The organism is Pseudomonas sp. F9001 (assembly GCF_013385435.1).
Lineage (GTDB): Bacteria > Pseudomonadota > Gammaproteobacteria > Pseudomonadales > Pseudomonadaceae > Aquipseudomonas.
This window is the reverse complement of record NZ_JACAPX010000024.1, coordinates 95,379-121,950: the sequence shown is the minus strand read 5'-3', so window position 1 is coordinate 121,950 and position 26,572 is coordinate 95,379. Positions and strand designations below refer to the sequence as shown.

At 61.2% G+C, this 26,572-nt stretch carries 17 protein-coding genes; 10 read left to right on the top strand and 7 right to left on the bottom strand.

Features of this window, described 5'->3' with window-relative positions:
* The first annotated feature begins 37 nt into the window (after positions 1-37).
* The 4 genes from aceE to msrA all read left to right on the top strand — a co-directional run bounded on the left by aceE (position 38) and on the right by msrA (position 8,084).
* Entirely contained in the window at positions 38-2,683 is a 2,646-nt protein-coding gene (gene aceE / locus HX818_RS22220) for a pyruvate dehydrogenase (acetyl-transferring), homodimeric type (RefSeq protein WP_003209439.1), read from the top strand.
* An 11-nt stretch (positions 2,684-2,694) separates the two neighbouring features.
* Complete coding sequence (gene aceF / locus HX818_RS22215; protein WP_177020751.1) at positions 2,695-4,356, top strand: dihydrolipoyllysine-residue acetyltransferase; 1,662 nt, start codon at positions 2,695-2,697, stop codon at positions 4,354-4,356.
* Positions 4,357-4,671: 315 nt separating this feature from the next.
* On the top strand, positions 4,672-7,362 hold the full coding sequence (locus HX818_RS22210; protein WP_177020750.1) for a bifunctional diguanylate cyclase/phosphodiesterase: 2,691 nt from the start codon (positions 4,672-4,674) through the stop codon (positions 7,360-7,362).
* Between the two features lie 74 nt (positions 7,363-7,436).
* Entirely contained in the window at positions 7,437-8,084 is a 648-nt protein-coding gene (msrA, locus tag HX818_RS22205) for a peptide-methionine (S)-S-oxide reductase MsrA (protein WP_003209436.1), read from the top strand.
* Between the two features lie 134 nt (positions 8,085-8,218).
* Here msrA and HX818_RS22200 read toward each other — a convergent pair whose 3' ends face one another.
* Positions 8,219-9,055 (bottom strand): 23S rRNA (adenine(2030)-N(6))-methyltransferase RlmJ, encoded by an 837-nt coding sequence (locus HX818_RS22200; protein WP_003209435.1) that lies wholly within the window; start codon positions 9,053-9,055, stop codon positions 8,219-8,221.
* A 174-nt stretch (positions 9,056-9,229) separates the two neighbouring features.
* Between HX818_RS22200 and HX818_RS22195 the strand changes: the two genes are divergently transcribed.
* Positions 9,230-10,507 carry an O-acetylhomoserine aminocarboxypropyltransferase/cysteine synthase family protein gene (locus HX818_RS22195; RefSeq protein ID WP_008439168.1) on the top strand — a complete coding sequence of 426 codons (1,278 nt, stop codon included), beginning with the start codon at positions 9,230-9,232 and terminating at the stop codon, positions 10,505-10,507.
* Here the strand turns inward: HX818_RS22195 and HX818_RS22190 are convergent.
* Positions 10,493-11,206, bottom strand: a complete 714-nt coding sequence (locus HX818_RS22190; RefSeq protein ID WP_177020749.1) for a DUF4123 domain-containing protein — start codon at positions 11,204-11,206, stop codon at positions 10,493-10,495. The two genes, HX818_RS22195 and HX818_RS22190, sit on opposite strands and share 15 nt — an antisense overlap.
* Complete coding sequence (locus HX818_RS22185) at positions 11,203-13,236, bottom strand: type VI secretion system tip protein VgrG (RefSeq protein WP_177020748.1); 2,034 nt, start codon at positions 13,234-13,236, stop codon at positions 11,203-11,205. Before HX818_RS22185 ends, HX818_RS22190 begins: the two co-directional genes overlap by 4 nt.
* 188 nt (positions 13,237-13,424) lie before the next feature.
* Between HX818_RS22185 and HX818_RS22180 the strand changes: the two genes are divergently transcribed.
* On the top strand, positions 13,425-13,919 hold the full coding sequence (locus HX818_RS22180; RefSeq protein WP_008439179.1) for a DUF2165 family protein: 495 nt from the start codon (positions 13,425-13,427) through the stop codon (positions 13,917-13,919).
* A gap of 269 nt (positions 13,920-14,188) precedes the next feature.
* Here the strand turns inward: HX818_RS22180 and putP are convergent, their stop codons facing one another.
* Both putP and HX818_RS22170 read right to left on the bottom strand, forming a co-directional pair.
* Positions 14,189-15,673, bottom strand: a complete 1,485-nt coding sequence (gene putP / locus HX818_RS22175) for a sodium/proline symporter PutP (protein ID WP_003209422.1) — start codon at positions 15,671-15,673, stop codon at positions 14,189-14,191.
* A 138-nt stretch (positions 15,674-15,811) separates the two neighbouring features.
* Positions 15,812-16,102, bottom strand: coding sequence for a hypothetical protein (locus tag HX818_RS22170; protein WP_158213528.1), 291 nt, complete (start codon positions 16,100-16,102; stop codon positions 15,812-15,814).
* Positions 16,103-16,131: 29 nt separating this feature from the next.
* Between HX818_RS22170 and putA the strand changes: the two genes are divergently transcribed.
* Positions 16,132-20,085: a trifunctional transcriptional regulator/proline dehydrogenase/L-glutamate gamma-semialdehyde dehydrogenase gene (putA, locus tag HX818_RS22165; protein WP_177020747.1), complete on the top strand. Its 3,954-nt coding sequence runs from the start codon at positions 16,132-16,134 to the stop codon at positions 20,083-20,085.
* Positions 20,086-20,312: 227 nt separating this feature from the next.
* Positions 20,313-22,115 (top strand): acyl-CoA dehydrogenase, encoded by a 1,803-nt coding sequence (locus tag HX818_RS22160; protein ID WP_177020746.1) that lies wholly within the window; start codon positions 20,313-20,315, stop codon positions 22,113-22,115.
* On the opposite strand, the gene HX818_RS22155 is transcribed toward HX818_RS22160, so the two are convergent.
* A complete protein-coding gene (locus HX818_RS22155) occupies positions 22,112-22,405 on the bottom strand; it encodes a cell division protein ZapA (RefSeq protein ID WP_003209415.1) in 294 nt (97 codons plus the stop codon). The genes HX818_RS22160 and HX818_RS22155 overlap by 4 nt on opposite strands.
* On the bottom strand, positions 22,402-22,632 hold the full coding sequence (locus HX818_RS22150) for a hypothetical protein (RefSeq protein ID WP_003209413.1): 231 nt from the start codon (positions 22,630-22,632) through the stop codon (positions 22,402-22,404). The genes HX818_RS22155 and HX818_RS22150 overlap by 4 nt, the downstream gene beginning before the upstream one ends.
* 277 nt (positions 22,633-22,909) lie before the next feature.
* Here HX818_RS22150 and HX818_RS22145 point away from each other — a divergent pair, with 277 nt between their 5' ends.
* Together HX818_RS22145 and HX818_RS22140 are read left to right on the top strand one after the other, a co-directional pair.
* Positions 22,910-24,535: a methyl-accepting chemotaxis protein gene (locus tag HX818_RS22145; protein ID WP_177020745.1), complete on the top strand. Its 1,626-nt coding sequence runs from the start codon at positions 22,910-22,912 to the stop codon at positions 24,533-24,535.
* A gap of 234 nt (positions 24,536-24,769) precedes the next feature.
* Positions 24,770-26,512, top strand: coding sequence for a potassium/proton antiporter (locus HX818_RS22140; RefSeq protein WP_008439183.1), 1,743 nt, complete (start codon positions 24,770-24,772; stop codon positions 26,510-26,512).
* The last annotated feature ends 60 nt before the right edge of the window (positions 26,513-26,572 follow it).

Sequence of the window (26,572 nt, the reverse complement as noted above, 5' to 3'; positions counted from 1 at the left end):
AACCGATTCTGGTAGCCTTTCCGCCCTGGAGCAAGCCATGCAAGACCTCGATCCCGTCGAAACCCAGGAATGGCTGGACGCCCTGGAATCGGTTCTCGACAAAGAAGGCGAAGACCGTGCTCACTACCTGATGACCCGTATGGGCGAACTCGCGACCCGCAGCGGCTCGCAACTGCCCTACGCCATCACCACGCCGTATCGCAACACCATCCCGGTAACCCACGAAGCACGCATGCCTGGCGACCTGTTCATGGAACGCCGCATTCGCTCGCTGGTACGCTGGAACGCCATGGCGATGGTAATGCGCACGAACTTGAAAGATTCTGACCTGGGCGGTCACATCTCCAGCTTCGCTTCCAGCGCAACCCTGTATGACATCGGCTTCAACTACTTCTTCCAGGCCCCGACCGAAGAACATGGCGGCGACCTGATCTACTTCCAGGGCCACACCTCGCCAGGCGTCTACGCCCGTGCGTTCATGGAAGGCCGCATCACCGAAGAACAAATGAACAACTTCCGCCAGGAAGTCGACGGCCAGGGCCTCTCGTCCTATCCGCACCCTTGGCTGATGCCTGATTTCTGGCAGTTCCCGACGGTATCCATGGGCCTGGGCCCGATCCAGGCGATCTACCAGGCACGCTTCATGAAGTACCTGGAAGCCCGTGGCTTCATCCCTGAAGGCAAGCAGAAAGTCTGGTGCTTCCTGGGCGACGGCGAGTGTGACGAGCCGGAATCCCTGGGCGCCATCTCCCTGGCCGGCCGCGAGAAGCTGGACAACCTGATCTTCGTCATCAACTGCAACCTGCAGCGCCTCGACGGCCCGGTTCGCGGCAACGGCAAGATCATCCAGGAACTCGAAGGCGTGTTCCGTGGTGCTCAGTGGAACGTGACCAAAGTCATCTGGGGCCGTTTCTGGGACCCACTGCTGGCCAAGGACGTCGACGGCATCCTGCAACGCCGCATGGACGAAGTCATCGACGGCGAGTACCAGAACTACAAGGCCAAAGACGGCGCGTTCGTACGTGAACACTTCTTCAACACGCCTGAACTCAAGGCAATGGTTGCAGACCTGTCCGACGACGAGATCTGGAAACTCAACCGTGGCGGCCACGACCCGTACAAGGTCTACGCGGCGTACCACGAAGCGGTCAACCACAAAGAACAACCGACCGTCATCCTGGCCAAGACCATCAAGGGTTATGGCACCGGTGCCGGCGAAGCGAAGAACACTGCGCACAACACCAAGAAAGTCGATGTCGACAGCCTGAAGTTGTTCCGCGACCGCTTCGACATCCCGGTCAAGGACGAAGAGCTGGAGAACCTGCCGTTCTTCAAGCCGGAGCCAAACAGCGCCGAAGCCCGCTACCTCAGCGAGCGTCGCACTGCACTGGGCGGTTTCGTGCCTCAGCGCCGCGCCAAGAGCTTCAACATCCCGACTCCGCCACTGGATACCCTCAAGGCAATCCTGGACGGCTCGGGCGACCGTGAAATCTCCACCACCATGGCCTTCGTGCGGATCCTCGCGCAGCTGGTCAAGGACAAGGAAATCGGCTCGCGTATCGTGCCGATCATCCCGGACGAAGCCCGTACCTTCGGTATGGAAGGCATGTTCCGTCAGTTGGGCATCTACTCCTCCGTCGGCCAGCTCTACGAGCCAGTCGATAAAGACCAGGTGATGTTCTACAAGGAAGACAAGAAGGGCCAGATCCTCGAAGAAGGCATCAACGAAGCGGGCGCCATGAGCTCCTTCATCGCTGCCGGTACTTCGTACTCCAGCCACAACCAGCCGATGCTGCCGTTCTACATCTTCTACTCGATGTTCGGTTTCCAGCGTATTGGCGACCTGGCTTGGGCAGCAGGCGACAGCCGTACCCGTGGCTTCCTGATCGGCGGTACTGCCGGGCGGACCACGCTGAACGGCGAAGGCCTGCAACACGAAGACGGTCACAGCCACATCCTGGCGGGCACCATCCCGAACTGCCGCACCTTTGATCCAACCTACGGCTATGAGCTGGCGGTGATCATCCAGGACGGCATGAAGAAGATGACCGAAGAGCAGCAGGACGTTTTCTACTACATCACCGTGATGAACGAGTCCTACCAGCAGCCAGCCATGCCGGCCGGTGTCGAGGAAGGCATCATCAAGGGCATGTACCTGCTCGAAGAAGACACCAAGGAAGCCGCTCACCACGTGCAACTGATGGGCTCCGGCACCATCCTGCGCGAAGTGCGTGAAGCTGCAAAAATCCTGCGTGAAGAGTTCAACGTCGGTGCTGACGTATGGAGCGTTACCAGCTTCAACGAACTGCGTCGCGACGGCCTGGCCGTAGAGCGCAGCAACCGCCTGCACCCAGGCCAGAAGCCTGCGCGCACCTACGTCGAAGAGTGCCTGGCTGGCCGTAAGGGTCCGGTTATCGCCTCTACCGACTACATGAAGCTGTTTGCTGAACAAATTCGTCAGTGGGTACCGTCCAAGGAATTCAAAGTCCTGGGCACCGACGGTTTCGGCCGTAGTGACAGCCGCAAGAAGCTGCGTCACTTCTTCGAAGTCGACCGTCACTTCGTGGTGTTGGCAGCCCTGGAAGCCTTGGCTGACCGTGGTGAAATCGAACCCAAGGTGGTAGCAGACGCTATCGTCAAGTTCGGGATCAACCCGGAAAAACGCAACCCACTGGACTGCTGAGGAGACTTTCTGTGAGCGAACTCATTCGCGTACCTGACATCGGCAGCGGTGAAGGTGAAGTAATTGAACTGTTTGTGAAGGTCGGCGACACCGTCGAAGCCGACCAGAGCATCCTGACCCTGGAATCGGACAAGGCGAGCATGGAAATCCCTGCTCCCAAGGCCGGCGTGGTCAAAAGCCTGAAAGTGAAGCTGGGCGACCGCCTGAAAGAAGGCGACGAACTGCTTGAGCTGGAAATCGAAGGTGCCGCTGATGCGGCCCCTGCGGCGGCCGCTCCTGCTGCTGCCCCGGCTCCTGCCGCCGAGAAGCCTGCCGCTGCTGCCGAGGCCCCTGCGGCTCCGGCGGCTGCACCTGCCGCCGAAACAGTCCAGGACATTCATGTTCCGGACATCGGTTCGTCGGGCAAGGCCAAGATCATCGAGCTGCTGGTTAAAGTCGGCGACACCGTCGAAGCTGATCAATCGCTGATCACCCTGGAGTCCGACAAGGCCTCCATGGAAATCCCTTCGCCGGCTGCCGGTGTGGTGGAAAGCATTGCCGTGAAGCTGGAAGACGAAGTCGGCACTGGTGACTTCATCCTCAAGCTGAAAGTAGCGGGCGCTTCGGCTCCTGCTGCTGCCGCTCCGGCCGCCGCTGCTCCGGCCGCCGCTGCTCCGGCCGCCAAGGCTGAAGCCGCACCGGCTGCTGCCGCGCCTGCGCCTGCTGCAAAAGCCGAGGCCGCACCGGCTCCGGCGGCTGCACCTGCGCCAAGCGGTGCCAAGGTTCATGCCGGCCCTGCCGTGCGCCAACTGGCCCGTGAATTCGGCGTCGAGTTGAGCGCGGTAACCGCCAGCGGTCCTCACGGTCGCGTGCTCAAGGAAGACGTGCAGGTTTACGTCAAATCCATGATGCAGAAGGCCAAGGAAGCTCCGGCTGCCGGCGCTGCTACCGGTGGCTCGGGCATTCCGCCGATCCGCACCGTCGACTTCAGCCGCTTCGGCGAAATCGAAGAAGTGCCGATGACCCGCCTGATGCAAATCGGCGCGGCCGGCCTGCACGCCAGCTGGCTGAACATCCCGCACGTGACCCAGTTCGACCAGGCCGACATCACCGACCTGGAAGCATTCCGCGTTGCGCAGAAAGCCGTGGCCGAGAAGGCCGGCGTGAAGCTGACCGTGCTGCCCCTGCTGCTCAAGGCTTGCGCACATTTGCTCAAGGAGCTGCCGGACTTCAACAGTTCGCTGGCGCCAAGCGGCAAGGCGATCATTCGCAAGAAGTACGTGCACATCGGCTTTGCCGTCGACACTCCGGATGGCCTGCTGGTACCGGTCATCAAGAACGTCGACCAGAAGAGCCTGCTGCAGCTTGCCGCTGAGGCTGCTGCACTGGCTGCCAAGGCCCGCGACAAGAAGCTCACCCCGGACGACATGCAGGGCGCGTGCTTCACCATCTCCAGCCTCGGGCACATTGGCGGCACTGGCTTCACGCCAATCGTCAACGCGCCGGAAGTAGCGATCCTGGGTGTTTCCAAGGCCACTATCCAGCCTGTGTGGGACGGTAAAGCGTTCCAGCCGAAGCTGATGCTGCCACTGTCGCTGTCCTACGATCACCGTGTGATCAACGGCGCGGCTGCCGCACGCTTCACCCAGCGCCTGAGCCAGTTGCTGAACGACATCCGCACCATCCTGCTTTAAGCCACAACAGGTCTTCTGCCCATGCAGAAGACCTGGCTTCAACGATTTCCGAGCGCCACGCTCGTACCTCAACCCCGCCAATTGGCGGGGCTTTTTTTGCCTGCTTTCCAGGGAAAACCTGGACACGGAAATCGAGGTTGTACACCGCCCATCACCCCGGTTGCAGAAAACCGCTCGCTGGCCGATAACCCACTTATAGCACTTAGCCTTCATCCTCTCTTGTCAGCCTGTGCTGCATGATGCAACCTTGCCGCAGGCAACAGTAAAGAGGGCGTGAGCCCGGCGCGATGCGCATTTTTCCAAGCGAGTTTCCCCATGAAAAGCCAACCCGATGTCGCCCGTACGGCGGCCGAGGTAGTGACGCAATTACCGGTGCCTTCGCGCCTCGGTATGCTGCGTTTCGAGCGGCTTAATGAGGCTAGCTGGGCCCTGCTGTACCTCGACCCCAATTGCGAACGCCAGTTCGGCCTGCCCGCGATGGAACTGTGCGCCCTGATCGGCTCGCCCTACGCCAGCCTGATGGAGCCCCAGGCGCGCTATCAGCTGCATGATGCGATCCAGGAACAGCTGACCATCAGCCCGCATTACCTGGTGCGCTACACCCTGCACACCAACGACGGCCCGTTGAGCCTGCTGGAACTGGGTGAAGCCTACAAACAACACAATCGTCACCTGCTGCGCGGCTACCTGATGGTGGTCGACGGCCTGTTCAGTGATCTCCCACCGGCCCCTGCGGCAGACCTGGAGAGCCAGAACAGCCGCTTGCAGATTGCCCTGGAACTCAACCAGCGCGCCCAGCAGGAACAACTGCAACACCTTGAGCGGGTACGCGCCCAGCAGGAATTGATCCTGCTGCTGGCCCGCCAGCGCTACAGCACCAACAACTCGCTGCAGGAAGCCGCCGAGCTGATTACCCGCAGTGCCTGCGATATCTACCAGATCGACTGCGCGAGCATCTGGAACCTCGAAAACCAGCATCTGGTGCCGATTTCCGCTTATCACCGCGCCGATCAGCAGCACCACCTGCCAGAGCCTATCGATGCCAGTGGCTTCCCGGATTACCTGGAAGCCCTGCAAACCAGCCGTGCGATCGACGCCACCAACGCCATGCGCGACCCACGCACGCGTGAAATGGCCGAGAGCCTGCGCCCGCGGGATATCCACGCCATGCTCGACGCCAGCATCCGCGTCGATGGCAACGTGGTCGGCGTGTTGTGCCTGGAGCAAAGTGGCAGCACCCGCGTCTGGCAGTCCGACGAGATCGCCTTTGCCGGCGAGCTGGCCGACCAGTTCGCCCAGGTGATCAACAACCACAACCGCCGCACCGCCACCAGTGCCCTGCACTTGTTCCAGCGAGCCGTGGAGCAAAGCGCCAATGCGTTCCTGCTGGTCAATTGCGACGGCGTGGTGGAATACGTCAACCCCAGCTTTACCGCGATCACCCAGTACAGCACCGATGAAGTCCACGGCCACCAGCTGTCGGAACTGCCGGCGCTGGAGAACCTAAGCGAGCTGCTGTTCGACGCGCCTTCAAGCCTGGCCAAGAGCAACAGTTGGCAAGGCGAGTTCAAGAGCAGGCGCAAAAACCTCGAACCCTACTGGGGCCAGTTGTCGATCTCCAAGGTTTATGGCGATAACCGTGAGTTGACCCATTACATCGGCATCTACGAAGACATCACCCAGACCAAGCTGGCCCAGCAGCGCATCGAGCGGCTGGCCTACACCGACAACCTGACCAACCTGGGCAACCGCCCGGCGTTCATCCGCAACCTGGACGAACGCTTTGCCCGGGACAGCGACAGCCCCATCAGCCTGCTGCTGGTGGACATCGACAACTTCAAGCGGATCAACGACAGCCTCGGCCACCAGACCGGCGACAAGCTGCTGATCAGCCTGGCCCGGCGCCTGCGCAACAGCCTGACCGCCAGTGGCAGCCTGGCGCGATTTGCCAGTAACGAATTTGCCGTGCTGCTGGACGATACCGACCTTGAAACCGGCCAGCAGGTCGCCAGCCAGTTGCTGGCCACCCTCGACAAGCCGATGTTCGTCGACAACCAGCTGATCAGCGTCACCGGCTCCGTGGGCCTCGCCTGCGCGCCGCTGCATGGCCGCGACCCGCAGACCCTGATGCGCAACGCCGGCCTGGCGCTGCACAAGGCCAAGGCCAACGGCAAACACCAGGTGCAGGTATTTACCGAAGCGCTGAATGCCGAAGCCAGCTACAAACTGTTCGTGGAAAACAACCTGCGCCGCGCCCTGACCCAGAACGAACTGGACGTGTTCTACCAGCCCAAGCTGTGCCTGCGCAGCGGTCGTCTCCTGGGGATGGAAGCGTTGTTACGCTGGAACCATCCGGAAAAGGGCATGATCCGCCCCGATCAATTCATCAGCGTGGCGGAAGAGACCGGGCTGATCATCCCCATCGGCAAATGGATCGCCCGCCAGGCCTGCCGCATGAGCCGACAGCTGACCGCCGCCGGCATGGGCAACCTGCAAGTGGCGATCAACCTGTCGCCCAAGCAGTTTTCCGACCCGGACCTGGTGGCCTCGATTGCCACGATCCTCAAGGAAGAACAGTTGCCGGCCAACCTGCTGGAACTGGAGTTGACCGAAGGCCTGCTGCTGGAAGCCACCGAAGACACGCGCCTGCAACTGGACCAACTGAAGAGTTTCGGCTTGACCCTGGCGATGGATGACTTCGGTACCGGTTACTCGTCGCTGAGCTACCTGAAAAAATTCCCGATCGACATCATCAAGATTGATCGCAGCTTCATCCATGAAATCCCGGACAACCAGGACGACATGGAAATCACCTCGGCGGTGATCGCCATGGCCCACAACCTCAAGCTCAAGGTGGTGGCCGAAGGCATCGAGACCGCCGAGCAGCTGGCGTTCCTGCGCCGCCACCGTTGCGACGTCGGCCAGGGCTACCTGTTCGACCGGCCAATCCCGGGGGCCGAGCTGATGACGATGCTTAAACGCTATCCTCGCGGGCCAATCGCCTGACAGCGCGGTAACACTCGGGCACACTGGCAGTCTGAACTCTTACTTGTAACTCAATCTGACTGAGAGGACTGATCATGGTCTTGCGCTCGGAAATCCTGGTGAATAAAAACGTGCTTCCCACTCAAGAACAAGCTTTGCCTGGCCGTGAAACCCCGATGTCGCTGCCCGAGACGCACTTCGTCAACGGCAACCCGCTGCTGGGCCCCTTTGTCGACAACGTAGAGTTTGCGATCTTCGGCCTGGGTTGCTTCTGGGGTGCAGAGCGTCGTTTCTGGCAGCGCGACGGTGTGGTCAGCACGGTGGTGGGCTATGCCGGCGGCTACACGCCGAACCCGACGTATGAAGAAGTCTGCTCGGGCCTGACCGGCCACAGCGAAGTGGTGTTGGTGGTGTTTGACCAGGACAAGATCAGCTACGAAGAGCTGCTGAAAATGTTCTGGGAACTGCACAACCCGACCCAGGGCATGCGCCAGGGCAATGACATCGGCAGCCAGTATCGTTCGGTGATCTACGCGGTCAAGCCGGAGCACCTGGAGGCGGCGAAGGCCAGCGCAGAGGCTTATCAGGCGGAATTGACCAAGGCCGGCCTGGGCACCATCACCACCGAAATCGAAGAAGCGCCGACGGTGTATTTCGCCGAGGCGTACCACCAGCAGTACCTGGCGAAGAATCCGCAGGGTTACTGCGGAATCGGCGGCACCGGCGTGACCTGCCCGATCTAAGAGCGACACCGATAAAAATGTGGGAGCGGGCTTGCTCGCGAAAGCGGAGTGTCAGTCACTGAATGTGTTTCTGATACACCGCTTTCGCGAGCAAGCCCGCTCCCACATTGGGTCTTCAATACCTTGCGATTGTCTTACTCGGCGATAAGCCAATCCATCTGCCAGCCACCCTGGGTTTGCCCAAGCTGCTTGGACAACCACGGCAGCAGCTCACGCAACTCCTCCTCCAGCCCCCACGGCGGATTGGCAATCGCCAGACCCGAACCGGTCAGGGTGTTGGGCGTGTCCAGCGGATGCACCAGCAATTCCACCCGCAGCAACTTCGGCGCACCGGTACCGGCCAGGTCCTGGTAGAAGCGGCGCAGCATGCGCTGGTCCTTCACCGGGTACCAGATCGCAGCCACCGTCTGGCGCATCCGGCTCACGGCTTCCTTGAGGGACGCGGCGCAGCGCTGCATCTCGTCGAGCTTCTCGAACGGCGGGTCTATCAACATCAACGCACGCTTTTCCGGCACCGGCAGCAATGCCCGTGGCACGTGCCAACCTTCGCCAAGGTGGACTTTCACCCGACGATCACCCTTCATGTTGTCCTTGAGCAGCAGGCCGTCTTCCGGGTGCTTTTCGTTGAGCAATACGCGGTCCTGAGGACGAGTCAGGCGTCGCGCCAGCTCCGGCGAACCCGGGTAGTAGCGCAATTCGCCATCCGGGTTCATCTCGTGCAGCACACGCATGTAATCGGCGGTCAGCGGCGGCAGGTCGGCCTGGCCCCACAGGCGGGCGATGCCTTCCAGGTATTCACCGGTACGGTTCGCCTGGTCGCCCTGCAGGTCGTACAGACCAATGCCGGCGTGGGTGTCGAGATAGGCAAACGGCTGCTCCTTGCGCGACATCAGGGCGATGAGGCGGGTCAAGGTCAGGTGTTTGAAGACATCGGCGTGGTTGCCGGCGTGATAGGCGTGACGATAATTCATGGTTGCTCCTGCGCAGGGGGCGAAGTTTACCTTTTACGCAGGCAAAGGTGCAGGGCTGCGCGTCAGGTGGCGCTTATGCCGCAAACACAGGGGCGCTGCCGAAAATAGTCTAATTGGCGGTGCGAAAGCGGATTTATTGTGGCGAGCAATTATCCATGGAGGTCATAACAACTCATGAAAGACGCCACCATCGCTTTGCACCATGGCTTCAAGTCGGACCCGACTACCAAGGCCGTCGCCGTGCCGATCTACCAGAACGTCGCTTTCGAATTCGATAACGCCCAGCACGGCGCCGACCTGTTCAACCTCGACGTGCCCGGCAATATCTACACGCGCATCATGAACCCCACCAACGACGTGCTGGAGCAACGCATCGCGGCGCTGGAAGGCGGCATCGCGGCCCTGGCGGTGTCGGCCGGCAGCGCGGCGATCCACTACGCGATCCAGACCCTGACCCGTGCCGGTGACAACATCGTCACCACCCCGCAGCTGTACGGTGGCACCTACACCCTGTTCGCCCACTTGCTGCCGAGCTTCGGCGTTGACGTGCGCTTCGCCCGTGACGACTGCGCCGAAGCCATCGCCGAGCTGATCGATGACAACACCAAACTGGTGTACTGCGAGAGCATCGGCAACCCGGCAGGCAATATCATCGATATCGAAGCCCTGGCCAACGTCGCCCACGCCCGTGGCGTGCCGCTGATGGTGGACAACACCGTGGCCACGCCAATCCTGTGCAAGCCGATCCAGTTCGGCGCGGACATCGTCGTGCATTCGGTGACCAAATACGTGGGCGGCCACGGCAACTCACTGGGTGGCGTGATCGTCGACAGCGGCACCTTTCCCTGGACCCAGTACCCGGAGAAATTCCCCGGCCTCAACCAGCCGGAGCCGGCCTATCACGGTGTGGTCTACACCGAAAAATTCGGCCCGGCGGCGTTCATTGCCCGCGCCCGTACCGTGCCGCTGCGCAACACCGGCGCGGCCCTGGCGCCGATGAATGCATTCCTGCTGCTGCAAGGCCTGGAAACCCTGGCCCTGCGCATGGAGCGCCACACCGAAAACGCCTTGAAGATTGCCCACTTCCTGCAAGACCACGCACTGGTGGAGTGGGTCAGCTACGCCGGCCTGCCGGATCACCCCCACCACCACCTGGCGCAGAAATACATGCAGGGCAAACCGTCGGCGATTCTGTCCTTCGGCCTGAAGGGTGGTTATGAGGCGGGCGTGCGTTTCTACGATTCGCTGCAGATCTTCAAGCGCCTGGTGAACATTGGCGATGCCAAGTCCCTGGCCTGCCACCCGGCGTCCACCACCCATCGCCAGATGAATGAACAGGAGCAGGCGAAGGCCGGGGTGAAGCCGGAGATGATTCGCCTGTCTGTCGGCATTGAGGCGATTGAGGACCTGATCGAAGACTTGCAGCAGTCGCTGGCCTCAACCCAGCTCTGAGGCCAGCCAGGCGGCCAGCGCCTGATGGCTGACATCCGGCCGGCGCACGAAGTAGGCGACCTTGTGCTTCAAGGTCGCCGGCACAAAGGCGCTGTACAGGTCCGGGCGCTGTTCTTCCAGCCATTGCAACAGGTTGTCCACCTGCGTAACGCTCGATTGCTCACCCAGGCGCTGGAGAACATGCGGCGGCACTTGCCACCATGGGCCGGGCTTTGCCGCTCCCGCCGCCGTAACCGCTACCTCATGCTGGCGACCATTGATCCAGTAGCGACTGAACACCGGGAGCAACTCCTTTGCCTGTGGCCCCAGCGCCTGCAACACAGGCAGGACATAAGCACCGTCCCAGAAGCGAAAGAACACCGCCGGCCCTTCCGGCAACAGTACCTTGGTCAGGCTGCGCAGATGCTCGACGACGGTGTGCAAGGAACAGGACGATACCGCCAGCCAACCCCAGTCGATACCTTCGCATTCGGCGGCCCATTTCAGAAAAGCGCTGTCCACGGCGACCACCGCGACGTAGGGCATGACCTCCTCCCACGCTGCATACTCGCTGCCCGCCCAGATGGGGCTAAGTGCACGCCCGTCGGTACGCCGCCACGCATCGAGCGGTTTGCAGTCGCTGGCATTGCCCATCACCGCAAACAACTGCTCGCCCGCCTGCAACGGCGCAGCCTCAAGCCACTGCCCGGGAGAAATCATGGCGCACCCGCGGGCAGTGATGTATTGCGATGCAGGGGCGTATTGCACACGCCATTCCTGCAGCGCTCGCACTCTTCGCAAAAGGGTGCGCTGCGCTTCAGGCTTAACACCTGGACGGCACTCAACGGTGCAGGTATTACCGCCAGCAACTTTTCCTGCAGCCCCGGCGTCAGCGGCGCTCCCGCCGGTGCCGGGGCGCCGCCAAGCTGGATTTGCGTGCTGCTGAAAATCCCGCCCGCCGAAACGTTGATCCACTGCCCACCGGCCTGGAGGGTCACGCTGGCACCCGCATCAATAACGACGTTTTGCCCGGCACCGATGTGAATGGTCAACCCGGCACGTACCTGCTGGGAGCCCGCGACCATCAGGTGATCGTCCTGCTTGAGTTCGGTCAGGCGGTTGCCGTGGGTGGTGCGCTGTTCTTCGCCCTGAAGCTCGTGACGATCAAGGCCTTTGACGATCACATCGCGCTGGTTGTCGACCTGCACGTGCTGGTCGTGCAGTACATGCTGGGTCCAGTTGCGCTGGGCGCGCAGGTAGATTTCCTCGGCACCCTTGCGGTCCTCGATGCGCAGCTCGTTGTAGCCACCGCCGCCGGGGCTGGTCTGGCTACGGAAGATGCTGCGGGTCTTGTCGGCTGGCAGGTCCAGCGGCACCGGCGTGGCGGCATTGGCCAGGCAACCGACCACCAGCGGTGTGTCGGCGTCGCCGTCGACGAAACCCACCAGCACCTCCATGCCCACCCGCGGGATCAACACCGAGCCGTAGTGCTCATGGGCCCAGCCACTGGCCACCCGCAGCCAGCAACTGGAATGTTCGTCGTGCTCCCCGGCGCGATCCCAGGCCATCTGCACCTTGACCCGGCCATACTCGTCACAATGGATCTCGCTGCCTGCCGGCCCTGTAACCACGGCGTTTTGATAGCCAGACACCGGCGGTCGCGATACCAGCAGCGGTGTTCGAAACGGCACCTCCCATGGCGTTACGACAAAGTGATTGCTGTAGCCCTGAGCCGATTCATCACCTGAGGCGTCGATGGCCGACTCCTCCAGCACCTGAGGCTGGCGCCCTGCATGCGTCACCTGGGTGACCAGCCACAAATCATTCCATTCCTGGCGAGGATGCCCTTCCATCCTCAGGAACTGCCCGCTGACCAGGGACGGCTGGTCGCTATGGCCACTGGCCTGGCGAAAGTCACCGCGATGGCGCTCCAACCTACGTTGCGCCAGGTATTTACCATGAACGCGATCCGTAAAATTCCCGGGATAACACTGTTCCTCCAGCATGGGACGCTGGCCGCCGGACACCGTGCTTTCCAAGCTCAGGCGTGGCTTTCTGAAGTCGTAGTCCCGCAGATTCACATCGCTGGTACGGGTCTTCAACCGCAGGGTAAAACGCTTGATCACCGGCGTGTCGGCAACCATCCCCGAACCCGCCGCGTATTGAGTGGCTTGCTCAGGCTGGGCGAACACGCTCTGGTCATCGCCGAACACCAAAAGGTGGCGCTCGGGGTGGTGCTGGAAGTGGTAGTGAATGCCCGACTCGGCGCACAAGCGCTGGATGAACGCCAGATCGGTTTCGCCAAACTGAACGCAGTACTCACGCTCGGGGTACACCCCGCTCAGTTGAAACGAGAAGGCATCCGCCTGGATACCCTGCCCTTCCAGCACCAGTGCAATGATCTGCGGCACCGTCCGGTTCTGGAAAATCCGCTGGTGAGCGCTGTGCTCAAGATAAGCCAACTGCGGAACCAGCGTGATCTGATAACGCGTCAGGCGCTTGCCCGAGTCGCCTTGCGCCACCCGATAGACCTGGCCATGAATACCATGGCCATGCGCATCAAACCCCAGGAACGCCTGGCGATGCATCAAGCTTTCCAGGTCAAGGTCGGGTTGCTCGCTGACCAGTTCAAGGTCAAAGCGATAGGGCAGGCTGATGAATTCATCGCCCGTGAACTCACGTACCTTGAGATCACTGGGCACACCGTCGAGGGTCAGGCTAAAGGCACTTTGATTGGCAGGAGCGAACATCCGGTGTTTCTCTGCGAGTAGTGGGTGGCCGATTCTGCACCAGCTGTTTGCCGAGCTGAGTGCGCTGCAGGCAAATCAGTAAATCCCTACATCGCAGGCGCTTTAATCTTCATGTATCAGGCATCGAAGCCCTACCACCAGCGTGCTAGCGTATTCGTCCCCCGTCGCCCCATGACAATGGAAAAAACATGGCCACCCGCTACGCAAAAATCGTCCTGACCCTTGCCCTGGCAGCCTTCGCCACACTCGTGGCCTTCAGCAACATCACCGACTACGGCTCCAACTTTGCCTTCGTCAAACATGTGCTGAGCATGGACACCACCTTCCCCGGCAACGCCGCGATGTATCGCGCCATCACCACCCCATGGCTATGGCACGGTGCATATTGGCTGATCATCGCCGGTGAAGCACTGACGGCCGTGCTGCTGGCGCGTGGAGCACTGGCCTTGTGGCGGGCTCGTCGTGCCACAGGTATCGACTTCAATCGCGCCAAGAAAAGCGCAATCGTCGGGCTGACCCTGGGTTTCGTGGTGTGGTTCTTCGGCTTTATGGTGATCGGCGGCGAGTGGTTCCTGATGTGGCAATCCCATCAGTGGAACGGCCAGGAAGCGGCGTTCAAGTTCTATATGGCGATCCTGGGTGTGCTGATTTTTCTCAACCAGCCGGACACTGACCACGACTGAAAAACCACGAATTCAAAATCGGTGGATGCCCTTTCACAAACTACTGTCAGATAGCTGACGGTAGTTTGTAGCCCTTTTCCCAAAGTATAAAAACCGCCTCACATTCAACGCTCACAGCCACCAGGCGAGCGCTTACATTGGCCGTTTACTTCAGTGATCATCTGAACCTGTGAAAACAACACTGCGAAATCTGGAAGGCAAAAAAAACGGCCCGTCATCCAAAAGATGCGGGCCGTTTTCACTTCAGCGGGCATTCAAGCCCCCGCCGATTACTTGTTGAGGTTGTAATCCGCCTCGGCTGCGTCAAACCGCTGAAGCATGCCAGCCGTCGGAGCACCCAGCTTGCTCACAAAGTAAATCGCCAGGCTGGCGAAGATGAAGCCCGGGATGATTTCGTACAGGCCAAACAGGCTGAAGTGCTTCCACACGATCACGGTGATCGCACCCACCAGGATGCCGGCCAATGCGCCATTACGCGTCATGCCTTTCCACAGTACGGAGATCAGTACCACAGGACCGAACGCAGCACCGAAACCGGCCCAGGCGTAGCTCACCAGGCCCAGTACGCGGTTTTCCGGGTTGGCGGCCATGGCGATGGCAATCAGCGCCACCAACAGCACCATGGCGCGACCGACCCATACCAGCTCGACCTGGGAGGCGTTTTTACGCAGGAAGGTTTTGTAGAAGTCTTCGGTGAGGGCACTGGAGCACACCAGCAACTGGCAGCTCAGGGTGCTCATTACCGCCGCCAGGATGGCCGACAGCAGCACACCGGCAATCCATGGGTTGAAGAGCAGCTTGGCCAGCTCGATGAACACACGCTCGTGGTTCTCGGTCACGGGACCGGCGACTTCCGGGTGCGCCGAGAAGTAGGCGATACCGAAGAAGCCCACCGCCACGGTGCCGCCCAGGCACAGGATCATCCAGGTCATGGAGATGCGACGTGCGTTGGCAATAGATTTCACCGAATCCGCCGCCATGAAACGCGCGAGGATGTGCGGCTGGCCGAAGTAACCCAGGCCCCAGCCCATCAGCGAAATGATGCCGATGAAGGTGGTGTTTTTCAGCATGTTGAAGTTGTCAGGGTTCTGCGCTTCGATCGCCAGGAAGGTGGTGTCGACGCCACCGGTGGCCAGCAGCACGATGATCGGGGTCAGCAACAAGGCGAAGATCATCAGCGTGGCTTGCACGGTGTCGGTCCAGCTCACGGCCAGGAAACCACCGACGAAGGTGTAGGCAATGGTTGCGGCAGCACCGGCCCACAGCGCGGTCTCGTAGGACATGCCGAAGGTGCTTTCAAACAGACGGGCGCCAGCCACGATGCCGGAAGCGCAGTAGATGGTGAAGAACACCAGGATCACCACCGCAGAGATGATTCGCAGCAGGCCGCTTTTATCTTCGAAACGGCTGGAGAAGTAATCCGGCAGGGTCAGGGCGTCGCCGTTGTGCTCGGTCTGCACCCGCAGGCGGCCGGCTACAAACAGCCAGTTCAGGTAGGCACCGACGATCAGGCCGATGGCGATCCAGCTTTCCGACAGGCCAGACATGTAGATCGCGCCGGGCAAGCCCATCAGCAACCAGCCGCTCATGTCCGAGGCACCGGCCGAAAGCGCGGTAACCACGCTGCCGAGGCTGCGACCGCCGAGGATGTAGTCGGAAAGGTTGTTGGTGGAGCGATAGGCCATGAAGCCGATCAGCACCATGGCAGCGATATAGATCACAAATGTGATCAGGGTAGGATTACTTACGCTCATTGAGTTACGCCCTGGCTTTGTTTTTATGTAGCGGCGGTCTGTCCGGACGGCCATCCACTTTGCTAGTGGATAGACGAAGCCTGGCGCCGCGCATTTATGACTGACGTTTCCCCAGGAAAGCCATCAGCCGATGAACCGTCAGTAAGAGGTTGCACCTTGGGCGCGAATGCTATTCAACAAAGCAAATAAGGTGCAACCAGTTTCTTGAGAATAAGTTGCACCTTGATGTATTTTGCGAAAAACACCGTGTTTTTGCTCCTTTTCGGAGCAAGAGCAGCCAAAGTCAGAAGCAAATGCACCAAGGCGCAGCCGATTCGGCTGCGGCGATAATTTTTCCCGATCAGCATCAAAAATTTCATGGATAAAAAGGGTTGCACCCGGTTGCACCTCTCTCGGCGCAAAGCTAATCTTGCCGCCAGCTGATGCCACGCAGTAGTGGCACCCATGAGGATAAAAAGATGGCTACGACCACCCTTGGGGTCAAACTTGACGACCCGACCCGCGAGCGCCTGAAGGCGGCCGCGACCTCCATTGATCGCACGCCGCACTGGCTGATCAAGCAGGCGATTTTCAATTACCTGGAGAAACTCGAGGGTGGTGCAACCCTGGCCGAGCTCAACGGCCTGGGCAGCAAGGACGCGGAAGAAGCCGGCGAGGTCCAGACCGACCACGCCCACCAGTGCTTCCTGGAATTTGCCGAAAGCATCCTGCCGCAATCGGTACTGCGCGCCTCGATCACCGCCGCCTACCGTCGCCCGGAGCCGGAAGTGGTGCCGATGCTGATCGAGCAGGCTCGCTTGCCCGCGGCAATGGCCGAGGCCACCAACAAGCTCGCCTCTTCGATCGCCGAGAAACTGCGCAATCAGAAAAGCGCCGGCGGCCGTGCAGGCATCGTCCAGGGCCTGCTGCAAGAATTTTCCCTGTCGTCCCAGGAAGGCGTAGCGCTGATGTGCCTCGCCGAAGCGCTGCTGCGCATCCCGGACAAGGGCACCCGCGACGCACTGATCCGCGACAAGATCAGCACCGGCAACTGGCACCCGCACCTGGGCAACAGCCCGTCGCTGTTCGTCAACGCCGCCACCTGGGGCCTGTTGCTGACCGGCAAACTGGTCGCGACCCACAACGAAGCCGGCCTGACCTCGTCCCTGAGCCGCATCATCGGCAAGAGCGGCGAGCCGATGATCCGCAAGGGCGTCGACATGGCCATGCGCCTGATGGGCGAGCAGTTCGTCACCGGCGAAACCATCGCCGAAGCCCTGGCCAATGCGAGCAAGTTCGAAGCCAAGGGCTTCCGCTATTCCTACGACATGCTCGGTGAAGCCGCACTTACCGAACATGACGCCCAGAAATACCTGGCCTCGTACGAACAAGCCATCCACTCGATCGGCAAGGCGTCCCACGGTCGCGGGATTTATGAAGGCCCGGGCATTTCCATCAAGCTTTCGGCCCTGCACCCGCGTTACAGCCGTGCGCAGTACGAGCGCGTGATGGACGAGTTGTACCCGCGCCTGCTGTCGCTGACCCTGCTGGCCAAGCAGTACGACATCGGCCTGAACATCGACGCCGAAGAAGCCGACCGCCTGGAGCTGTCCCTCGACCTGCTGGAACGCCTGTGCTTCGAGCCGCAACTGACCGGCTGGAATGGCATCGGTTTCGTGATCCAGGCTTACCAGAAGCGTTGCCCGTATGTGATCGACTACGTGATCGACCTGGCACGCCGCAGCCGCCACCGCCTGATGATCCGCCTGGTAAAAGGCGCGTACTGGGACAGCGAAATCAAGCGCGCCCAGGTCGAAGGCCTGGAAGGCTATCCGGTGTACACCCGCAAGGTGTACACCGACGTTTCCTACATTGCCTGCGCACGCAAACTGCTTTCGGTACCGGAAGTTATCTACCCGCAGTTCGCTACCCACAACGCCCACACCCTGTCGGCGATCTACCACATCGCCGGTCAGAACTATTACCCCGGCCAGTACGAGTTCCAATGCCTGCACGGCATGGGCGAGCCTCTGTACGAGCAGGTTGTAGGCAAGGTCTCCGAAGGCAAGCTGAACCGTCCGTGCCGCGTGTACGCACCCGTCGGCACCCACGAAACACTGCTGGCTTACCTGGTGCGTCGCTTGCTGGAAAACGGCGCCAACACCTCGTTCGTCAACCGTATTGCCGACCAATCCATCTCGATCCAGGAGCTGGTGGCCGATCCAGTGGCCAGCATCGAGCAGATGGCGACGCTGGAAGGCGGCTTCGGCCTGCCGCACCCGCGTATCCCTCTGCCCCGCGACCTGTATGGTGCCGAGCGCGCCAACTCCGCCGGTATCGACCTGGCCAACGAACACCGCCTGGCGTCGCTGTCCTGCGCCTTGCTGGCTACCGCGCATAACAACTGGAAATCCGCGCCGATGCTCGGTTGCGCTTCCAGCAATGAAGCGGCTGCACCGGTGTTGAACCCGTCAGATCTGCGTGACGTGGTCGGCCACGTACAGGAAGCAACTGTCGAAGACGTCGACAACGCCATCCAGTGCGCCCTGAACGCTGCGCCAATCTGGCAGGCCACCCCGCCCGCCGAACGCGCCGCGATCCTGGAACGTGCCGCCGACCTGATGGAAGGCGAGATCCAGCCGCTGATGGGCCTGCTGGCCCGCGAAGCCGGCAAGACCTTCGCCAACGCCATCGCCGAAGTGCGTGAAGCCGTGGACTTCCTGCGTTACTACGCGGTGCAGGCTCGCAACGATTTCACCAACGACGCTCACCGCCCGCTGGGTCCGGTGGTGTGCATCAGCCCGTGGAACTTCCCGCTGGCGATCTTCAGTGGCCAGGTCGCCGCTGCACTGGCCGCCGGCAACCCGGTACTGGCCAAGCCTGCCGAGCAAACACCGCTGGTGGCCGCACAAGCCGTGCGCCTGCTGCTGGAAGCCGGGATTCCGGAAGGCGTGCTGCAACTGCTGCCGGGCCAGGGCGAAACCGTCGGTGCGCGCCTGGTGGGTGATGATCGCGTCAAGGGCGTGATGTTCACCGGTTCCACCGAGGTTGCGCGCTTGCTGCAACGCAGTGTCGCCGGCCGTCTGGATGCACAGGGTCGTCCGATTCCGCTGATCGCCGAAACCGGTGGCCAGAACGCAATGATCGTCGACTCCTCGGCGCTCACCGAACAAGTGGTGATCGACGTAGTGTCCTCGGCCTTCGACAGTGCCGGCCAACGTTGCTCGGCCCTGCGCGTACTGTGCTTGCAGGAAGATTCCGCTGACCGCGTCATCGAAATGCTTAAAGGTGCCATGGCTGAATGCCGCCTCGGCAACCCGGAGCGCCTGTCGGTGGACATTGGCCCGGTGATCGACGCCGAAGCCAAGGCTGGCATCGAGAAACATATCCAGGCCATGCGCGACAAAGGCCGCAACGTTTACCAGGTCGCCATTGCCGATAGCGAAGAGATCAAGCGCGGCACCTTCGTGATGCCAACCCTGATCGAACTGGAAAGCTTCGACGAACTGCAACGGGAGATCTTCGGCCCGGTGCTGCACGTGGTGCGCTACAAGCGCAAAGAGATCGACCAGCTTATCGGCCAGATCAATGCCTCCGGCTATGGCCTGACCCTGGGCGTGCACACCCGCATCGACGAGACCATCGCCAAGGTGATTGACAACGTCCATGCCGGTAACGTCTACGTTAACCGCAACATCGTGGGCGCCGTGGTCGGTGTGCAGCCGTTCGGTGGCGAAGGCTTGTCAGGCACTGGCCCGAAAGCTGGCGGCCCGCTGTATCTGTACCGTTTGCTGTCGACCCGTCCTACGGACGCCATCGAGCAATCCTTCGTCCGTGGTGATGCACTGGCCGCACCGGATGTTCGCCTGCGGGATGCCATGAGCAAGCCGCTGACCGCCCTGAAAGCCTGGGCCGACAGCAGCAAGCTCAGCGACTTGAGCGCCCTGTGCGTGCAGTTCGCCGCGCAATCCCAAAGCGGTATCACCCGCCAACTGGCCGGCCCGACCGGCGAGCGCAACAGCTACGCCATCCTGCCCCGCGAGCACGTGTTGTGCCTGGCGGAAGTGGAAGGCGACCTGCTGACGCAACTGGCGGCCGTGCTGGCAGTCGGCGGCTCGGCGGTATGGCCGGAAACTGAATTGACCAAGGCCGTGTTCGCACGCTTGCCGAAGGATATTCAGGCGAAGATCGCGCGGGTGGCTGACTGGACCAAGGATGAAACCGTGTTTGATGCCGTGCTGCATCACGGTGATTCCGACCAACTGCGCGGGGTTTGCCAGCAAGTGGCCAAGCGTGGCGGGGCGATTGTCGGGGTTCACGGTTTGTCTTCGGGCGAAACCGGGATTGCCCTGGAGCGTCTGGTGATCGAGCGGGCGTTGAGCGTCAACACCGCTGCGGCGGGCGGCAACGCCAGCCTGATGACCATCGGCTAACTGAAGAAACGCGGTAAAACTGTGGGAGCGGGCTTGCTCGCGAATGCGGAGTGTCAGTCACCGGAGGTACTGACTGATCCACCGCATTCGCGAGCAAGCCCGCTCCCACATTGACCGCGTTCCACCTTCGAGCCGCGTTTTGCCCCTCCATCACCCAGATCAATCTTGCTATCCAGCCTCTATTTGCGCACTTAGACTCAGGCCCATTCCCACACAGGTAAGCCGCCATGTCCGAGACGCTGCTCAGTTCCCGCAATCTGGCTTTCGAGCTGTATGAAGTCCTCGATGCCGAGGGCCTGACCCAGCGCGAGCGGTTTGCCGAACACAACCGTGAAACCTTCGACGCCGCCATCGGCACCGCCCGCAGCATTGCCGAGAAGTTCTTCGCCCCGCATAACCGAAAGGGCGACGAGAACGAACCCCGCTACGAGAACGGTCAGGCGATTCTGATTCCTGAAGTGAAACCGGCGGTGGAGGCCTTTCTTGAAGCCGGCTTTCTCAACGCCGCCCGCAGCTTCGACGCTGGCGGCATGCAATTGCCAACCCTGCTGTCCCAGGCCTGTTTCGCACACTTCCAGTCAGCCAACGCGGCTTCCACGTCGTACCCGTTTCTGACCATGGGCGCCGCCAACCTGATCGAGAGCTTCGGCACCGAGGAGCAGAAACAACGCTTCCTGCAACCAATGATCGAAGGCCGCTTCTTCGGCACCATGGCCTTGACCGAGCCCCATGCGGGCTCATCGCTGTCGGATATTCGTACCCGCGCAGAGCCGGCGGCTGATGGCAGCTATCGCCTCAAGGGCAACAAGATCTTCATCTCCGGCGGCGATCACCCGCTATCGGAGAACATCGTGCACATGGTGCTGGCCAAGCTGCCGGACGCACCTGCCGGGGTGAAGGGCATTTCGCTGTTTATCGTGCCCAAGTTCCTGGTCAACGAGGACGGCAGCCTGGGCAAGCGCAACGATGTGCTGCTGGCCGGGCTGTTTCACAAGATGGGCTGGCGTGGCACCACCTCGACCGCGTTGAATTTCGGCGATAACGGCGAGTGCGTCGGCTACCTGGTGGGCCAGCCGCATCAGGGCCTGAGTTGCATGTTCCAGATGATGAACGAAGCGCGGATCGGCGTGGGCATGGGCGCGGTGATGCTGGGTTACGCCGGCTACCTGTATTCCCTGGAATATGCCCGTGAACGTCCCCAAGGCCGCTTGCCCGACAGCAAGGATCCCAACACCGCGCCGGTGTCGATCATCCAGCACGCTGATATCAAACGCATGCTGTTGACCCAAAAAGCCTACGTGGAAGGCGCCTTCGACCTTGGCTTGTACGCCGCGCGCCTGTTCGACGACACCACCACCCTGGAAACCGAAGCTGCGCGCAAACAGGCCCACGAACTGCTGGACCTGCTGACGCCGATCGTCAAATCCTGGCCATCGGAGTTTTGCCTGAAGGCCAACGAACTGGCGATCCAGATTCTTGGCGGCCATGGTTACACCCGCGAATACCCGGTGGAACAGTACTACCGCGACAACCGCCTGAACCCGATCCATGAAGGCACCCACGGCATTCAGTCGCTGGACTTGCTCGGGCGCAAGCTGGCGCAGAACGGCGGTGCGGGCTTGAAGCAACTGATCCGCCTGATCGCCGAGACGGGCGCACGAGCACAGGAATACCCGTCACTGACCGCCTTGCGGGAACCGCTGGAACAACTGGTGGCGCGCCTGCAAGAGGTCACCCTCGGCCTGTTGACGGATCTCGCCCAAGGCAAGGTCAACAGCAGCCTGGCGAATTCGGCGCTGTACCTGAAAGTGTTCGGGCATACGGTGATTGGCTGGCGCTGGCTGGAACAGGCGATTCGCGCCGAGGAAGGGCTGGCCAGGGGCAATGCTGCCGATGTCGCCTTCTATAAGGGCAAGCTCCAGGCCGCCCGGTACTTCCTGACGTGGGAAATACCGGGCTGCCATCATGAACTGGCGATTCTCGAGGCACGCGATGACACGTGCCTGGGGATGCAGGATGAGTGGTTCTAAGGCGTTCCGATTGCCTTGGAAATCACCTCGACCGTGGCGCTGACTTGCTCTTGGTAACGGTCGAGTTCCTGCTGATGGTGCTTTTGCATTTCGATCTGCTCGGCGCACAGGTTCAGCGCCGCCAGCACCAATAGCTTGTCACCGATCAACGTCGGGTACTTTTTCTTGGTGGTGGCCAGGGATGCCTTGAGCATCGTCACGGCGCTCATCAGGGTGTTGTCTTCCCCCTCCGGTGCCTTGATCGAGTAATCCTCACCGAGAATCGAAACGACCTTTATCCCTTCATTCATGCGCTGACAGGACCTGCGCTCACACGCTCAACCAACGCCTGGATACGGGCAGCGGTGGCGCCCTGCTTTTCTTCCTGTTCCATCAGGTTCAGCTGCAAGCTGTCGTTTTCATCCTTGGCGCGAGCCAGTTCGGCCTTGAGGGATTCGTTGGTGCCCAGTAGATCCTGGTTCTGCTGTACCAGGTCGCTGACCAGTTGTTCCAATTGGCTGAGGGATGCTTCTAACATTTTGATTTCTCGGGCTTTTTCAAAGGGCGGTGACGATAAAGAAAATTCACCTCGGATGCCAGGGTTATCCCTGGCGCGGGGCCTTGATTTTACAGGGCAGGCCACGCTTTCGAGCCTTAGTGACTGCATTTATGGCATCTGGTTCCTGAATCCCGTCGGCCCGCCCCGATCTGCGACAAAAGCGCGCACCCCCTCAAGACTTTAGTCGTATGACCGATAGGTCATGGACACCCCGCTCAAACCCCGCATGGATCGCGCTTCTCCCCAGGATCACAACATGTCTCTTCGTAATATGAATATCGCGCCGCGGGCCTTTCTCGGCTTCGCGTTGATTGGCGCGCTGATGTTGTTTCTCGGTGTGTTCGCCCTGAACCAGATGAGCAAGATCCGTGCGGCGACGGAAGACATCACCCTTAGCAGCGTGCCGAGCATTCGCGCCCTGGACGAGTTCACTCAACTGACCCTGCGCCTGCGGGTGCTGTCGTATCGCCTGCTGACCAACCGCGAGCCTGACGTCCAGCAAAAGACCCTTGAGTCTTTTGACGTGCGCAATCAGCAGATTCGTACGGCCCAGGCGGTCTACGAGAAGTTGATCGACAGCAGCGAAGAACGTGCTGCCTACGATGAATACGTGCGTCTGCTGGCCCAGTACCATCAGATTGAAGAGCGCATGAAGAGCCTGTCACGGGCCAATCAGGTGGAAGAGCTGCGCACGCTGCTGAATACCGAGCTGCTGAACAACTCGGATCAGGTGAACGCCGTACTGAACCGCCTGCTGGACATCAACAACAAGATGGCGCTGGCCACCAACCAGCAAGCTGCCGACCAGTACGACCTGGCGTTTGAGCTGGTGGTGATCCTGCTGATCCTGGCCACTGCATTGACCATGCTGTTCGCCTGGCTGCTGACCCGCAGCATTACCCAGCCGATCGCCCAGGCCCTGGATGCCGCCGAGGAAATCGCCGAAGGCAACCTGACGCGCCCGATCAAGGTGGAAGGCCACGACGAAGCCGGCCGACTACTGTTGGCAATGGCCAAGATGCAGGACAAATTGAAGGACACCTTGCAGCGCATTTCCGGCTCGGCCACCCAATTGGCCTCCGCCGCGGAAGAGCTGAATGCCGTGACCGACGAAAGCGCCCGTGGCCTGACCCAGCAAAACAACGAAATCGAACAGGCCGCCACGGCGGTGAACGAGATGACCAGCGCGGTTGAAGAAGTGGCCCGCAACGCGGTCAGCACTTCCGAAGCCTCGAAGAACGCCACGTCGTCTGCGGGCGATGGACGTGATTTGGTGCAGGAAACCGTCAGCGCCATTGAACGCATGAGCAGCGACGTGCAAGCCACTGCCACCTTGATCGGCAACCTGGCGGAAGAGTCCCGGGACATCGGCAAGGTGCTGGACGTGATTCGTGGCTTGGCTGACCAGACCAACCTGCTGGCCCTGAACGCCGCGATTGAAGCGGCGCGTGCCGGTGAAGCCGGGCGTGGTTTTGCGGTGGTGGCGGATGAGGTGCGGGCCCTGGCCCATCGCACCCAACAGTCCACCAGCGAAATCGAGCGGATGATCGGCAGCATTCAGGCCGGTACCGAGCATGCAGTGGATTCTATGCGCAACAGCACCGAGCGGGCGGAATCGACGTTGAACATCGCCAAGGGTGCGGGGATGTCGCTGGACACCATCAACACTGCCATCGTTGAAATCAACGAGCGCAACCTGGTGATCGCCAGTGCCGCTGAAGAGCAGGCGCAGGTGGCGCGGGAAGTGGATCGCAACCTGGTGAATATTCGTGACTTGTCGGTGCAGTCGGCAACCGGCGCCAGCCAGACCAGTGCGGCGAGCAGTGAGCTGTCGCGGTTGGCGGTGGATTTGAACGGGATGGTGGGGCGGTTCAGGCTTTAACGGATACCGCAGGGCTAAAAATGTGGGAGCGGGCTTGCTCGCGAATGCGGTGGATCAGCTACGCATAAGGCGACTGACACACCGCTTTCGCGAGCAAGCCCGCTCCCACATTGAATATGCGCCAGCCATTCAAAACCTTTTTGACAGCACAGCAATTCAACAGGTTAGAATCGCTGGCACGCAGACTGCATGGTCAGTTTGCGCCTCGTCTTTCCTGCTCATGGAGTACTGCCTTTGAATGCGACGACCATCAACAGCCTGTTCTTGATCGGCGCGTTGCTGGTAGGTGCGAGCATTCTGGTGAGTTCTCTTTCGTCCCGCCTGGGGATTCCGATCCTGGTAATCATCCTGGCCGTGGGCATGATCGCCGGCGTCGACGGCGGCGGCATCATCTTCGATAACTACCCGACTGCCTACCTCGTGGGCAACCTCGCCCTGGCCGTGATCCTGCTCGACGGCGGACTGCGAACGCGGGTAGCCAGTTTCCGTGTAGCCCTCTGGCCTGCGTTGTCCCTGGCGACGGTCGGGGTGCTGATCACCACCGGCCTCACCGGCATGGCAGCCGCCTGGCTGTTCAACCTCAACATCATTCAAGGCCTGCTGATCGGCGCCATCGTCGGCTCCACGGACGCCGCAGCGGTGTTCTCGCTGCTGGGCGGCAAAGGCCTGAACGAACGGGTCACCGCCAGCCTGGAAATCGAATCCGGCAGCAACGACCCGATGGCGGTGTTCCTCACCGTCACCCTGATCGACATGCTCGCCAGCGGCCAGACCGGCCTGCACTGGAGCCTGTTGGGCCACCTGATCCGCGAGTTCGGCATCGGCGGCATCATCGGCCTGGGCGGCGGCTGGTTGATGCTGCAGATGGTCAACCGGATCAACCTGGCCAACGGCCTGTACCCGATCCTGGTGATTTCCGGCGGCCTGGTGGTGTTCGCCCTGACCAACGCCCTGCACGGCAGCGGCTTCCTCGCCGTTTACCTGTGCGGCCTGGTGATCGGCAACCGTCCGGTGCGCAGCCGACACGGCATTTTGCATATGCTCGACGGCATGGCCTGGCTCGCGCAGATCGGCATGTTCCTGGTGCTGGGCCTGCTGGTCACGCCCCATGATTTGCTGCCCATCGCGCTGCCGGCCCTGGGCCTGGCGCTGTGGATGATTCTCTTCGCACGGCCACTGTCGGTGATCGTCGGCCTCTTGCCGTTCAAGGCCTTCCATGGCCGAGAGAAAGCCTTTATCGCCTGGGTCGGCCTGCGCGGTGCGGTACCGATCATTCTGGCGGTGTTCCCGCTGATGGCCGGCCTGCCCCACGCGCAGCTGTACTTCAACCTGGCGTTCTTTATCGTGCTGGTGTCTTTGCTGGTGCAGGGTACGAGCCTGCCGTGGGTCGCCAAACTGTTGAAAGTGACGGTACCGCCAGAGCCGGCGCCAATTTCCCGGGCGGCCCTGGAAGTGCACGTCACCAGCGAGTGGGAGCTGTTCGTCTACCGCCTGGGCGCCGAAAAATGGTGCATCGGCGCCGCCCTGCGGGAGCTGAAAATGCCCGAAGGCACGCGGATCGCCGCGCTGTTTCGTGGCCAGCAACTGCTCCATCCGTCGGGTAGTACGGTGCTCGAAGTCGACGATCTGCTGTGCGTAATCGGCCATGAACACAACTTGCCGGCCCTCGGCAAACTGTTCAGCCAGGCACCACAACGGGGCCTCGACCTGCGCTTCTTCGGTGACTTCGTCCTGGAAGGCGACGCCCAGCTGGGCGCGGTTTCGGCCCTGTACGGGCTCAAGCTCGAGGGCATCGACCCGGATATGCCACTGAGCCGCTTCATCACCCAGAAAGTCGGCGGCGCGCCGGTCGTCGGCGACCAGGTGGAGTGGAACAACACCATCTGGACCGTCGCGGTTATGGACGGGAACAAGATCGGCAAAGTCGGCGTCAGATTCCCCGAAGGAAGTCGCCCGGGCCCCGGACTCTTCCTCTAAACTGCGGGGCGACGGCGCGCCAGTCGATGTCGGGACGCCCCCTATTTTTCACCTTGCTCG